Raw genomic sequence first — 12,192 nt, 5'->3', positions numbered from 1 at the left:
TTACTTGGCCTCAATGAAAGTCCTCTACCGAAGTAGAGGAAGCCGCCATGCGTCGCTGCACCACACGGCTCACCACCATGGGCCTCAATGAAAGTCCTCTACCGAAGTAGAGGAAGCGAAATCTTGGATGCGTATTGGCGGATGCTCGCCGAATCGCCTCAATGAAAGTCCTCTACCGAAGTAGAGGAAGCGCCCTCATCGGTTTCCCAAGCCACCGTTACACAGCGGGCCTCAATGAAAGTCCTCTACCGAAGTAGAGGAAGCCCCCACCCCCCTTCACATACGTTGCGGTCTGCCCCGCCTCAATGAAAGTCCTCTACCGAAGTAGAGGAAGCGTAGAAACGCATGATCCCCCGCACAATTCGCCACAGCCTCAATGAAAGTCCTCTACCGAAGTAGAGGAAGCAACTAAAAGTACTCCTATGCCGCCTGTAGTACGGTCGCCTCAATGAAAGTCCTCTACCGAAGTAGAGGAAGCTTGCGGTAGCCGTTCCTGAAACCGTTCCGTGGAAGCGTGCCTCAATGAAAGTCCTCTACCGAAGTAGAGGAAGCGATACGATGGCTTCATTAGCAACCCACCCATTATCGGGCCTCAATGAAAGTCCTCTACCGAAGTAGAGGAAGCTGGGTGTGCGGCAGTGCTTACTGCGGCGGGGTGGTGCCTCAATGAAAGTCCTCTACCGAAGTAGAGGAAGCTAGTGCGGACTCAGACGCATTCGTACAACTCAGCCGATCAGCCTCAATGAAAGTCCTCTACCGAAGTAGAGGAAGCAAAGCGCGGATAGTCTGCCACGCCATACGCTGCATGCCTCAATGAAAGTCCTCTACCGAAGTAGAGGAAGCCACCAACGCCGGTGATGCCAGCCGTGGTTGCAACGAAACGCCTCAATGAAAGTCCTCTACCGAAGTAGAGGAAGCTTGGGGGGATCACTTGCAGAAGGTCATGTGGGCCATGCAGCCTCAATGAAAGTCCTCTACCGAAGTAGAGGAAGCTTGCCAGCCGTGACCTGCACTATATGCTCGAACATTCGATGCCTCAATGAAAGTCCTCTACCGAAGTAGAGGAAGCAGACCCCATTTTATATTGCGGCTTACCTGTGTCAAATTGCGAAGATGCGAGCACCTCATCAAATTATGCTCTGGAAACGGGCATTTCTGCCGCCTCAAGCTAGTTGTGATGTCTTTGACCAGCGCAAACCTAGCGCGAGCACGACTCAGGGTTTCACGTAAAGTGACAGGCGCTCGCATCGGTTCCCTTAGATAATTAAGGCATCGTTATCGGTGATGTCCCTAGTTACTCCTATGTAGCTAAACTTCGCCTCTTTAAGGTTGGCCAGGGGTCCAAGGTCACAGAAGAGTACTGAGTCTTCACTTTCATCAATTAGGTCTCGTATCTTGTCCTTCAAGCGAATCGTCTTCGCAGGTATCATATCCGTAACGAAAACACTGTATTGGATGCGATCTCCGTATGTTGAGAGTGCTTTAGCAAGTCGAGTGCGGCGACGATCATCGGGAACGTCGTACGCGATAAGTATTCGTCTCGTGTCTTCGCGCCTCATCGGATTCTGACTCCTTGGTAAAGCTTTCGGGTACCATCGAAAATGCCGAGGAGTAATCTGGCCTGTACCTCGATTGCGCGACGCCAACTTACTGAGTATTTGAACACGGGGTGTCGAAACTCTGTTGTAATCCGCTTTTCAAATGCCGCTATTACAGTTTTTCTACCGTCTGGGGTTAGTCTGAGTGATTCTCCGACGCTGGAAAATATGCGTTTCCCAACCTGGTGTCGGTTAATTAATGAAAGCACTACAGAATCGGCGATAGGTGCACGGAACTCTTCCATTAGGTCAAGGGCTAAGGCAGGTTTATTGCGGTTACTGCTGTGAATAAGACCTGCATGAGGATCGAGGCCGCAGCTCAATAATGCGCGTATGCATTCGGAAACCAGTAAGGCATAGGTGTAATTTAACAAGATGTTTATAGGATCATTTGCACCTCTGCCATGTCTGCCTTTCCATTCCCATCCGAGTCTATCGAGCGCATGGTCTTGGAGCATGGAGCGAAACGATTGAAAATATAGGCCTGCAGCTTCGCCTTCTATCCCGAATAGTTGCTGTATTGAAGATGCCTCTAGTGCGTCCTTTTGTAGTTTGTGCAAGATTCCAACGGTTTCTGTCGAGTCGCCGTTGCGCCGTAGCATTGTTCTCTGATTTGCGATCTTGCAAGCGATCATTTCTGCTGCAACTAGAAGGTTTCCTTCGTCGGACATTACGTGTTGTTTTACTCGTGCCAACCCATTTGGTCCCTCAGATGGCCGAGACCATCCGTAGATTCGCCCTGTGCTTGAACACCAAACTACGGTGTTACCCCGCCAGAGTACTTCCCGCATCAATGCGCTAGATATGTCTACATTACCATGTACAACGAGCCCTTGGATCCGCTCGATTGGAAGATCAGCTAGGACTTCTTTGTCTTTGGCAACCCGTAATCGCCCGCGTTGAATTGATGCCCTTGATCCTTGTACCGTTAGATGCGCGATTTGACTGTCTGGGTTGGAAGCAATCACTCTACGTTGTAGGACTTTTCCGTGGTGTTCATCCGGAAGACAGACCGATATATGTGAGCACCTGTTGCAAAGGGGCGAATCAATCAGCGGTGGAGGGGCCGTTGGGGATTCAACGATTTTCTTCGTTTTACGAAGATATTCGATGGCTCGTTTTTGCTCATCATCGTCAATTTCAACCTCGATCGTTTTATTGTGGTCGGTGAAATGAACTGCGTACTCTTCAACTGATTTGCCTTCTTCGGCTAGACATAGACCCTGCAACGCTAGTTGCATACGATTAGCCTCAGTCACGTGTATTGTTCGTTTCAACGGTGTGGCTTTATATTCCACTACTCGATATTCGCCGTTTGGCAGTTGTTCAATCGCATCGCAGCGACCGACTAGGCCAAGGTTGGGTGAGCTGATAGTCACTGCACGCAGCTGACGCTTGCGCGAGGTTTTCTCATTATCGACATTTTTATGGGCGGAATGCCCTTGCTGCACTTGCGCTGTATCAGTTTTCTCACCATTTGCTTCCAACCAAGTTCTCCGAGGGCAAAATACGGTTTGCGCGACCAGAGAGATTGGGATTGCGTCTCCGTTTAGAGTGCTCACAACAGTTTGACCTGGCCTCGTTGAATCTGCCGCTCTGGCGCCGAATCGCTGCCGGCTTTTAAGATTGGAAACACCGAGCATGCGGTAATTCCTCGTGCGCGCAACCAAGTGGTTGACGCATCGACCGTAACATCAAAGGTCTCAGAGGTATCAGTGTTTAGACCCTCACTCCCGTAGTGTTCAACCATAGTTGCCATCGCTTCGGAGGTAAGAATGTTTCGGATTCTCCCCAAACTCAGGGGTTCAGTCGGTATCGGTAGGACGATTTTTCTTGGGTGCAAATCACTGGTTCGCCATGCACACGGAGTGATTGAAAGCCCGCTGGTATTATGCGCGAGCGGAAATAGTGCAATCCCAAGTAAACCTGCGAATGCAAGTGCAACATCGGTGGGAGCAGGAGAAGTCAACCCAGTTGATGTTCGGGAATCTAGTTTCTGCTTGCCAAGGGAATCGTCAATGCTTCGCCCAGTGATTCCTTCGAGGACTTTTGCATTTGACCAAGTACTGAGTTCTTTTACCATCGGGCCAAGCCGATCCTTAACGAACTCCTCACCCTTGTTCCGCGTCTTCATTTCCCAACGTGATGCACCTTCATCTGGACGTTTGTTTTTAAGATCGCAGCGCCAATAGGCAGCCTCTCCTAATCCGACGATCCATTGCAAAGATACAAAGTCGGCAGTTTGAATGCATGCGTCCAGCGCGCGTAGTCGGAACGCTTGGTGGTCACGCCAGTCATCTGTGTTCGCGACGTGGTCGATGGGTTTGAAACGGGGCGAGAACGGTGCTCGCTCAGCCCGGCTTTTTTCACTACCGTAAAACTTTCTGATTTGCGGCCATGCATTCGGTTCTGACAGCTTCCTCGCGTATGCAAGAAGCAAGTCAGCTACTTCTGCTTCGCTAACGTTTGGGATAGATAGTTCCGCCTTTGATTCCCGTTCTTCCGTCCACCGTATCCGCACTTCACCCGGCCATTGTTCGTCGCACAACAGAGCGAGCCCATAGAGGGCAAAGTGTGACAATGCAGATTGGATTCCTTGCCCAATAGTTAGAGTCGCCATCACTTTCCTTCTTTCGAAATCTGGGCGTCCGCAGCGCGTTCTAGACTTTCCAAATATGCCATCTGGTAGGGACCAATTTCTTTATCGGTCTTCCAGATCATGGCGTCCCATGCACCTTCCACAAACAGTGACTTCGCATGTTTGAGCAGGTCCTTTTCTGCAGTCTCGAAAAGCAATCCTTCCAGCGTATGTGGGAAGTCGGAGCGCCCTTGGCCGTGGCTGCAACCGATGATTCGTAGCGCAGTTTCAGATACCAATGCCGTTTCTTCACCAATTGTCTTACCTGTAGCTACGAGCAGCGCGGACATTTGCTCGTGACGCCAACCTTGCGGAAGTCCACTACGGTGTTTCGCGACGGCGGCCTGCTGTCGGGTTCGGTCCTGGCTCTTTGCCAATTCCGGTCCGTTTGCGTCGCGACCAAGCATTGTTTGAAATCGCCAGTCAGCTTTACCATCATCATGATGAGCAGCCGCGAATACCACATCGTTCGCATATTGTTCCTGCAAGTTCACCTTGTCGCAGATCAGCTTGCTACGTTCTGCAACGTCCCTTTGGTGTCGCTCAAGGATTACAGCGTCAATAGAGTGCGTCCATATTTCTCGGTTCTCTTCGTCTGCATCGATAGAACGTGTTCGTACCGCATACCATTCAACAATTTCACCGATCCCCGGAAAATCTTGCACAGTTGTTGGAACAAGAATTTCTTCGTCTTTATGGCCAGACTCAATCCACAGTTCCGTAGCTTCATCCGGACTAAGTCCAGCGAATTTCTGAAACCACGGTGAATTTCTCCGGCCGTCCTCTTCTTTGAATACCAAGACTTCGCACGATGGATCCGCAATCGGCAATGGAGCGCTTTTGTCTTGTGGTTTTCGATCCGCTACTTGCTCCGTGGTAAAGGGGAGTGCCGCATCAATCACAATGACATCGCCGGGTTGCAGTCGTGTTTGCTCTGTGCATTGAGTAATCTCACGCTCGCGGTAGAGAAAAGCTCGCCGCCGAATGGCGGGACTATTCAGCTCAGCTTTGTATCGCTCGTTGTCGGACATGACTAACGCGTCAAGAATATCGCGAAGGATTGTTAACGCGGCGGGGAACACTTCCTCGTCACGAGGCGGTAACGCTGATAGTAGGTCACAACACGCTGAGTCGTTTTGTGGAAGCGGGCTCCTTACCACAATGCCGCCTGCAGCGGATTCATCTGTTAATGAATCCCGCAGCCAGAGCGCTAGGTCTTGTTCTGCGAACAAGCTGTCGCTCGTTCTCGCATAGTTCATGAGCTCCACAAACTCGAGGCGTTGAAAAAGCAAGCGGTCTGGCGACGCGGATGGTGCGGGGTTCTCATCGATTGTTGCAGGGTTAACGTTTCCAATGTTTAACAGCCTATGCACCCATTCGAATGCTGCGCGTAAGTCGTCACCTTTGTATGGAGGATGGCTTGGCTTGATTTCTTCCGCGTCTTGCGGACCGACTATCACGATTTCAGAATCAGCTCGCTCACCCAGCCGATTCACACGCCCGAATCGTTGTGTTAGCGAGGAACCGGGTGCCAGTTCAGTGACCATTGCCGCGAAGTCGATGTCTACGCCGACTTCAATAGTTTGTGTAGCCACCACCACGTCCACTGCAGGGTCGCCCTTTGGCGTGAATAGGCCGTGTCGGCGTTGTTTTAGCGCTTCTACGTCTGCGGCTCTCATTCGCCCCACCAATAGTTCTACAGAAAGCTCCTTTTTCCTCAGCAGCTTGGCCACTCGAGTCGCGGTATCCACATGATTTACTACGCATCCAATCGTGGCTGCGGCGTTGCCTGTAGTCTTCCCGAATGTCTGTAGCTGGCTTTCTAGCTTTTCGACGATCGTGTTCACCACTGCTGTGTTCGCCGGCTTGCCGTTCCACTTTTCTACAGCTTGGTATTGGAGACGCTTCGCCGCTGTAATGCGTTTCTGCAGTGGGATGTCACGTTCGGTGTTCAGCTTTTGTGGGTTGACCCCGATGGAAATCAGGCCACCGTTGGTATCTGGTGTTGCGGTGGTTTCCACTACCTGCAGTAATGGAACGCCGATGTCTGTTCCGTATGTTTGAAGTTCGCGGGCTCGACGTGCCGTACAGAGTAATTGCTTATTTAAATGCGCTTCATCCAATACTAAAACAGAGTCTATTGCGAGCAATGCGGTCTCGCGGGGTCGAGCCCTTTTGGTGCTGCCGTACCCTCGGAAAAGGAGACGCGAGCCCCACATGTCTGGGGTAGCTGCGATGACCGCAACGCTGCTTGGATCGTTAACTGGGATCGTCCGGTTGCTCAGAGCGCCTCGCAAGTGCCCCACCACGAATGGATCGGCGGCACCATCATTTTCGGTGCGGAGTGCACGCAAAGCTTGCGCCGCTTCTAGTACTACCGCATCGTTAGGGTTTTTAGCGCCATGTTCGAGTAGTTCGTGCATTCGGTTCAATATTCCCTCTGCACGACTTTGTTGATTATCGACCAAGGCTCGGCGGTTTACAACTACGGATAGGCGGCGTGGTACTCGTGCTCCAATACCAGCGGCGGCAAGGGCGTTAGCAAAGAGATGAATGTCCACCACTGAAGATTTCCCGGCACCGGTTGGAGCAACGATTTGGTCAGGCCATTGACCTGTTTTCGCCACTTTTTCCAACAGCTCACACTGCCATGTGAACGGTGTATGCCCACCGTTAAGTGCGGCAAAAAATCGATCAAATTGATCAATTTGCAACATTGTCAATCTCCTTATGTTGCGCCATGAGGGCTAATGCAAATTCTTTCGGGATATCCATGGGGACCAGCAAACCGCCACCAAGATGCCGGGATTGTCCAACGGCTACAATTGTGGAGTCCTTCATCAAATCCCCTAAGTAAAACAACCCAGTCCAAGGCTGTACCGTAAGGCTCTTGTTCGATCGGTGTACGTAGTTCGTAGCGGAAACGGGGAGCGTACGCGCATCATGAACAAAGGCGCCACGTTGCGCTATTTGATCCCGCAATGAGCGGTACAACTGCTGCCCTTTGCCGATGCGGTCACATTCGTCGCGCCATACATAGGAAAGCGACAATAAGCCTGCATCAGCTAAGGACCAAGACTTGTTTGTGTTTGCGGATCGTACTGGCCGTGTTTCCGGTATTACCACGGTTTGTGGAACCCAAAAACGAACGGTTCCTGGTGCGGGTTTTGGCCAAAACTCATCTGCGGCGACAGTTGTACCATGGAAATATAACCGTCTACGACCAATTTCGCGTCCCCAAAGCTCTTTGACGCCTGTCAGTCCACGTACCAATTGGTGGAGTTCAATATCTGTAGCATCGCGGGGAAGTAGTAGTGCTAATGCATGAGTATTCAGGCCAAATCGCTCGACATGCTCTACATTTAGGTACTGAATTGCTAGTCGATTTGCAGGTTGTGTTTCTGTTGTCGTGCCGTATTTGCCTGTGACCATGCTGGAAGCGCCATAGCCAAGGGTTGAGATAATGGCACGGTGCATGGCTACGCACACTGGGACATGCTGGTCGCTGCGCAATGTCGGTCCGGCTAGTTCAAACAGCACTACCTTGTTCCAAGGGGCATCCACAATTCGAGCATTTGGCTGTTTGTATTGCAGTTCCTGCACACAATCGTGCGTTCCGCGGGGCGGTCTAGGTGACTCTCCATCCTTCTTTTTATCTGCGGTGACCGTGGGAAGTTTTTTAGGATTCGCCAACAGGTATTCGGAGATCAGATGCTCCGTTCTACCCGATGCAGGTACGCGAACTAGGGTTCCACCGCGTGTGAAAGGTGTGGCCGCGATATCGAGAAGCAGCGTGGGGCGAACCTCGCCAGGTTCGATAACGGCAACGCTTTGCGCTTCACCAAGGCAAGAAACGTCTTGCGCCAATAACTCGACCGTATCCGCTATATCGTCCGGGACGTTTTCCCAGTGCCAGCCCACTGTTCCTGCCATCGCAACGCCGTCGGAGACCGGTCGGTTTTCTGTCAAACGCTTTTTATTGATGCTGCTTACTTTGCGGTACGCAAACCTGCTGGTGGCAGGAGACACCCATTGAGCTTCAGGTAATTGGATCCCTGAGGGTGGGTTTTCCTCCAGCCATCGCAATGCCTTTAAGGAGGTTTCAGTAGGCGCAAGCCTGCCATTGGCTTCCACGGCACAACAACCTTGTGCTGCTGAATTTAGTAATGCAGCATGTAGACGCGCAGGATCGGGCATCCAATCTGGGCGTTTATCACGTTTATGGCCTTGAAATACGCCTAATGGATACCTCGCTACGAGGTTTAAGGCGCGCACGGTTAACTTCCCTCTCCTGCGTTGTCGACAGAGTTGTCTGCACCGCTCAGAATTGCTGGATTGCCAACGACCTTTAATACTTGGCCGTGCCAATCTGCGACCCCAACTTTACGTGCGTGCTCGATTGCTTGTTCCAGCAATGCATCGGCTTCTTCTACAGTTATTGGCTGCAATACGCGCTTTTTACCGTAACGCTCATCAAGAGTGACTACAGGAGCGTCGGTTTCCACCAAGTCGCAGTTTGCGCGCAGGTAAAGCTCCCGCTCTGCGCGAGCCATCATTGCCAAAGCGAATGCGGCGAGCAGTGCACGCCCGGCGACATCACCTTCTGGTCCTTCACCGAAACGGAGTTGGCGCAAGGTGGCGAAACTGAGAACCCAAGAACGAATTATTCGACTGCAAGAGACCCCGCCGAGAGCTTCTAATTGCGGCGGGATACCGCCCAGGCCGAGCGCAGAAGCGGAGATTTTCTGTTTTTTCGCCTTCTTGATCTCTTCACGGATCTTTTCTACCAATTTTGGGCTTAGCTCTGATTCTTGATCGTCTACGAGTTCCGCTAGGGCTTGCGGATCAAGTTGGACGCTCATGGCGACGCTATCCACACGAGCCCCTCCTCGTCGTGATTGCTGATCAGTTGGTTTCGCGTTCTGGTTTGCGAGCGAACCGATGATTTCACCAGTCAGTGCACTGCGTAGACGTACTTGGTTGTGCGGGCGGGTGGAATCCCATGCTCCCAAAATCGCGGCAGCGGGGGCGGTGTTCAGCAGCGGTTTGTAGTTAGCTGAGTTGCAGTTTCGTACTGCGCGGTATTGTTCGTTCGTAGTGGCTGGTGCGCCATCGATCTTGCCAGCACGGATGTGTCCATCAGCGAAACGATGCGGTAGCTCCATGTCAGTTAGAGCCGGTCCATTTTCGTACTCTACCTCGATACGGGGCACCAGCGTGGCAAGGGGGTGGCCAGCTCGGACGTCCTGCATGAAAGCCGCTTCCGCCCTATTGAGTTGTGATTGCTTGGAGTCCAGCAGCGCGACTTGTTGCGGTTGACCATCGATGTATCGCGTTTCAAATGCGAACACCGATGAGCTTCGGTCAACAAATTTTGCTGGAGCGACGGAAGCGTGGGTTCCTGCTGCGGCCTGCAATTCCGTGACCGATGTGAGTACTGATGCGCCACCAGCACTGCATGCGGCAATCAAATCTTCGAACTTCAACATTGATCCTCCTTAGATCGGCATGGGAACAAGTGTTCCAATTTTCGAATTTCTGTGTTAGGTGATGTTCCTACACTGAAATTGCTTAACCGTATTGTAATCACAACTTCTTGAGTTGGTCAAGCAGTCACGATTAACTCGGCTCATTTAACCAATAATAACCTAGTAGTAAATCTGTAATTTCGCCTGCTCACCCTAATCTCCATGGCGGGCGACGCGACAGCGTTTGAGCCGATGCTCACTTAACGAGAGTGACCTAGCCTCAATGAAAGGTCGCGCCGCCCACATTGAGCCTATCGGATGGCACCTTAGCTACATATTCGCTTGGTGTCTCGTGTGCTGGGTGCTAAAACTGCACATGCGAGGCTTAGGTACCGGGTACGATGGTCGGCGATGTGGAATTCAACTGGAAGGCATCGTATGTCCCTCCCTTCTCCTAGTGCGTCTGCCCGGGCGCTTGTTACTGGTGCGAGTCAAGGTATTGGCCGGGCGATTGCTCGGGATTTGGCCAAGCTTGGTCATAGTGTGATTTTGGTGGCGCGCCGTGAGCAGGTGTTGCAAGAGTTTGCTGCGGATTTGGCGTCGCGTTACGGCATTACCGCGGAGGTTCGTGCGTGTGATCTTTCGGATCCTGGGGAGCGCCGGGCGCTTATTGCGGAGATCGCCGAGCGGGAGGTGAACATTATTATTAATTCTGCTGGCACGGCGACGTTTGGCCCGTTTATGGCGCAGGATTGGGGGCGGGAGCAGCAGCAATTTGAGTTGAATGCTACGGCCGTGTTTGAGTTGACGCGTGCGGTCTTGCCGGGCATGTTGGCCCGCCGCGAGGGGGCGATTTTGAATGTTGGTTCGACGGCTGGCAATGTGCCGATCCCGAATAATGCGACGTATGTGTTTACTAAGGCTGGTGTGAACGCGTTTACGGAGGCCTTGCATTATGAGCTGAAGGGTACGGGTGTGACGTGTACGTTGTTGGCACCTGGGCCGGTGCGGGAAGCGTATGTGCCTCCGGAGGAAATGACTATTGTGGATCGCGTTGTGCCGAATTTTTTGTGGACAACGTACGACTCTTGCTCGGTGGAAACTCTTGCTGCTATTGCCGCTTCTCGGCGCCGCGTCGTCCCCGGTCCGCTGTCTAAGTTGATGCATGTGCTTTCCACGTTCTTGCCCACTGGTGTGATTGCGCCGCTGATTGGGCGCTTCTACAAGAAAATGGCCTGATGGATATTCCTGCGAAAAACGACCGTTTGGTGTGGATTGATCTTGAGATGACGGGGTTGGACCCGCAGCGCCACGTGATCGTTGAGGTTGCAGCCCTTGTTACTGATGCGCAACTCAATATCATGGGTGAAGGCGTCGACCTTGTGGTGTATGCCACCGAGGAGGAGCTGCGTGAGATGGATGGCTTCGTCACCGAGATGCACAGCAGTAGTGGCCTCATCGACCAAATTCGCGAGTCCGACATCACCCTCCAGGATGCTGAACGGGCAGTCTTGGCACTCATCGAACAGCACTGCGAAAAGGATCATCCTCCGCCGCTGGCTGGTAATTCTATTTCCACTGACCGTACCTTTATCCGCGAGTACATGCCGCGTCTCGATGCTGCCTTGCACTACCGCATGATTGATGTTTCGAGTATTAAAGAACTTGCTCGCCGCTGGTACCCGCGTGCCTATTACAACCAACCCACCAAGGGGATGGCCCATCGCGCGCTCGCCGATATCGTCGAATCCATTCGTGAACTTGACTATTACCGACGCAGTGTGTTCACCCCGCTGCCGGGGGTAAGCACGGACCAAGCGTTGGAGGCTTCCCGGGAATCTACCCACGCCTACCAGCAGTTTTTGCAATAGTGCGCCGGTGAGTTACTATAGTCCTCGCTGCATGAAACAGCGATGGTGGCTGTAGTTCAGCTGGTAGAGCACCAGGTTGTGATCCTGGGTGTCGCGGGTTCGAGCCCCGTCAGCCACCCCGAATTGAAACCCCGCATTGGCGTGTTTGCGTCTGTGTGGGGTTTCGCCATTGGCGCCAGCAGGTGCACCCTGGGGGGGTGAAAATGTGCCGGTGAATAAAAACAGGTAGGCTTGACCTCGGGTTTTACCTAATTGTCAAGGAAGATTAGCCCCAATTTTCAGTATGTTGAGGCACCATCCCACAGCTTGGAGGCACTGTACATGACACGGGCACTATGGCTCGTACCCGCGGCAATTTCCGTTATCGGATTGTATCTTTTTGGATCTGATCCGCTGTACATCGCCATTTTGGCTTTGCTTGCCATTGGGGCGATGGCGTTTTCTATAGTCCGATACGAAAATGACGTGATTAAAGTCCGCGAGGCCGCTGACCGCGCGCGCCCGCTCGGCCTCACCCAACAAATATGATCTCAGACACAACCATTGCTTTTTTGTGATGTGTCACGCCATACTTGATGCTTAAGTACCCGTTTCGATGGGTTTTGAGGATTGTAACC

At 52.3% G+C, this 12,192-nt stretch carries 9 protein-coding genes, 1 tRNA gene and 1 CRISPR repeat array (1 of these 11 only partly in view); of the genes, 4 read left to right on the top strand and 6 right to left on the bottom strand.

Going from position 1 to position 12,192, the window contains the following annotated elements:
* Positions 1 to 1,069: a CRISPR direct-repeat array (repeat unit 36 nt; unit sequence GCCTCAATGAAAGTCCTCTACCGAAGTAGAGGAAGC); it reaches 2,608 nt to the left of the window's first position.
* 187 nt (positions 1,070 to 1,256) lie between these two features.
* From cas2 to cas7u, 6 genes are read right to left on the bottom strand one after another with little or no spacing between them, the layout of a single operon-like run.
* Positions 1,257 to 1,559: a CRISPR-associated endonuclease Cas2 gene (gene cas2, locus Q4D83_RS02750; RefSeq protein ID WP_303172737.1), complete on the bottom strand. Its 303-nt coding sequence runs from the start codon at positions 1,557 to 1,559 to the stop codon at positions 1,257 to 1,259.
* A complete protein-coding gene (gene cas1 / locus Q4D83_RS02745; protein WP_303172736.1) occupies positions 1,556 to 3,160 on the bottom strand; it encodes a CRISPR-associated endonuclease Cas1 in 1,605 nt (534 codons plus the stop codon). Before cas1 ends, cas2 begins: the two co-directional genes overlap by 4 nt.
* A complete protein-coding gene (locus Q4D83_RS02740; protein ID WP_303172735.1) occupies positions 3,157 to 4,218 on the bottom strand; it encodes an aldehyde dehydrogenase in 1,062 nt (353 codons plus the stop codon). The genes cas1 and Q4D83_RS02740 overlap by 4 nt, the downstream gene beginning before the upstream one ends.
* Positions 4,218 to 6,953 carry a type I-U CRISPR-associated helicase/endonuclease Cas3 gene (gene cas3u, locus Q4D83_RS02735; protein WP_303172870.1) on the bottom strand — a complete coding sequence of 912 codons (2,736 nt, stop codon included), beginning with the start codon at positions 6,951 to 6,953 and terminating at the stop codon, positions 4,218 to 4,220. The genes Q4D83_RS02740 and cas3u overlap by 1 nt, the downstream gene beginning before the upstream one ends.
* A complete protein-coding gene (csb2, locus tag Q4D83_RS02730; protein WP_303172734.1) occupies positions 6,940 to 8,511 on the bottom strand; it encodes a type I-U CRISPR-associated protein Csb2 in 1,572 nt (523 codons plus the stop codon). The genes cas3u and csb2 overlap by 14 nt, the downstream gene beginning before the upstream one ends.
* A gap of 2 nt (positions 8,512 to 8,513) precedes the next feature.
* Positions 8,514 to 9,725: a type I-U CRISPR-associated RAMP protein Csb1/Cas7u gene (gene cas7u / locus Q4D83_RS02725; protein ID WP_303172733.1), complete on the bottom strand. Its 1,212-nt coding sequence runs from the start codon at positions 9,723 to 9,725 to the stop codon at positions 8,514 to 8,516.
* Between the two features lie 417 nt (positions 9,726 to 10,142).
* Here cas7u and cmrA point away from each other — a divergent pair, with 417 nt between their 5' ends.
* The 4 genes from cmrA to Q4D83_RS02705 all read left to right on the top strand — a co-directional run bounded on the left by cmrA (position 10,143) and on the right by Q4D83_RS02705 (position 12,103).
* Complete coding sequence (cmrA, locus tag Q4D83_RS02720; protein WP_303172732.1) at positions 10,143 to 10,943, top strand: mycolate reductase; 801 nt, start codon at positions 10,143 to 10,145, stop codon at positions 10,941 to 10,943.
* Positions 10,943 to 11,575 (top strand): oligoribonuclease, encoded by a 633-nt coding sequence (gene orn, locus Q4D83_RS02715; protein ID WP_303172730.1) that lies wholly within the window; start codon positions 10,943 to 10,945, stop codon positions 11,573 to 11,575. Before cmrA ends, orn begins: the two co-directional genes overlap by 1 nt.
* Before the next feature lie 45 nt (positions 11,576 to 11,620).
* Positions 11,621 to 11,693 (top strand) — tRNA-His (locus Q4D83_RS02710).
* 203 nt (positions 11,694 to 11,896) lie between these two features.
* Complete coding sequence (locus Q4D83_RS02705) at positions 11,897 to 12,103, top strand: hypothetical protein (RefSeq protein ID WP_303172728.1); 207 nt, start codon at positions 11,897 to 11,899, stop codon at positions 12,101 to 12,103.
* Positions 12,104 to 12,192: the final 89 nt, after the last annotated feature.

Source organism: Corynebacterium sp., assembly GCF_030532715.1.
Classification (GTDB): domain Bacteria; phylum Actinomycetota; class Actinomycetes; order Mycobacteriales; family Mycobacteriaceae; genus Corynebacterium.
The sequence above is the reverse complement of the archived record's forward strand: the minus strand, read 5'-3'. Positions and strand labels throughout refer to the sequence as shown.

Bases quoted from the DNA above. Each gene is read 5' to 3' on its own strand.
- Q4D83_RS02705 (WP_303172728.1), top strand. From the start codon at position 11,897: ATGACACGGGCACTATGGCTCGTACCCGCGGCAATTTCCGTTATCGGA.
- orn (WP_303172730.1), top strand. From the start codon at position 10,943: ATGGATATTCCTGCGAAAAACGACCGTTTGGTGTGGATTGATCTTGAG.
- cmrA (WP_303172732.1), top strand. From the start codon at position 10,143: ATGTCCCTCCCTTCTCCTAGTGCGTCTGCCCGGGCGCTTGTTACTGGT.
- cas7u (WP_303172733.1), bottom strand. From the start codon at position 9,725: ATGTTGAAGTTCGAAGATTTGATTGCCGCATGCAGTGCTGGTGGCGCA.
- cas2 (WP_303172737.1), bottom strand. From the start codon at position 1,559: ATGAGGCGCGAAGACACGAGACGAATACTTATCGCGTACGACGTTCCC.
- cas3u (WP_303172870.1), bottom strand. From the start codon at position 6,953: ATGTTGCAAATTGATCAATTTGATCGATTTTTTGCCGCACTTAACGGT.
- Q4D83_RS02740 (WP_303172735.1), bottom strand. From the start codon at position 4,218: ATGGCGACTCTAACTATTGGGCAAGGAATCCAATCTGCATTGTCACAC.